1 protein-coding gene is annotated in these 1,089 nt (G+C 46.0%); it reads right to left on the bottom strand.

Features of this window, described 5'->3' with window-relative positions; genetic code table 11:
* Positions 1-26: 26 nt before the first annotated feature.
* Positions 27-1,089 (bottom strand): hypothetical protein (locus tag A3757_RS27345; RefSeq protein WP_197470277.1); only part of this gene is annotated, 1,063 nt, incomplete at its 5' end.

The raw sequence follows: 1,089 nt of genomic DNA, 5'->3' as shown, positions 1-1,089 counted from the left end.
CACTATTCAGAGTCTCTTTTTATTCTTTATGAGTCACCGGAAGAGTCGACTAAAGACGCATACTTGATTGATTCTAATAAACTTTCCAGTGGTATATCTTCAGCTGAGGAGCGAATTGCTCGCGCTAGAACTTGTTGATCACCAAAACCAGAAGCGTCATAACGGGCTTTGGATTGTCTGAGCTTTATCGACTGGCGGTATTCATCCAAACCGATGCGTTCATAATCAGACAATAACAATTGTTTTTGTTCTTCACTCAACTGATCAGGATCCAGAGAATGCAGCAAGCTATGAAGAAGGTCAACTGCTGCATTGCCCAGACGATCACCAAAACTGTAAATACACCCAGACAACAAAGTCACCATCTGTTCGGGTGTTGTATTTTTATCGCTAAAGAAGTTATTTAAACGAAGCCGTAGATCGACCCATGCATCTTCAGAATGCTCTGATAGCGGCTCCTCTACTAGCTCTGCTTTTTGCTCAACATAACGTTCAACGCTAGCTTCAACGCCGGAATCCAAAGCATTGTCTTCAACATGGATCTCTGATTCAGGAGACAAGTCGCCTTGAGCTTCCCGAACTTGGTCAAGCAAGGTTTGTTCATAACTCGAGACCGCTCTTTTATTCCCCTGGGATTGCTCTCCTGCCGAGCTAAAGCTTGCCATTTGCTCACGCAGCTTATCAAAAGAGCCCGGTTTATGAAGAGACGTCGTTTTTCTTGTCGAAGCCGCTTGTTTGGCCGCGATGCTTTTCTGTGGGCGAGCGACTTGTCGCTCTACTACTTTTTGCCAATAGGCGCTAAAGGCCAAACGCGGAACGCCTGTCTGGCTAAACAGGTCATCTATTTTTTCTGCTAAGCGATAAAAACAACGAGCGGAAGGATCGGTTTTAGGATAAAGCGCAACAGGACGCTGCAAGCTGACTGCCGCTCGCATGCTTTCATCCATCCATACCGAGCCCAGGTATTCTGTATTCAGGTCCAGATACTTACTAACGGCTTGTGAAAAGCGCTGAAAGACCTTCTTAGCTTGCGCCGCATTAGAGACCATATTGACAACAATCTGAACCTTTCGCCGATAACCGCGGCGT

Source organism: Oleiphilus sp. HI0117, assembly GCF_001635235.1.
The sequence above is the reverse complement of the archived record's forward strand: the minus strand, read 5'-3'. Positions and strand labels throughout refer to the sequence as shown.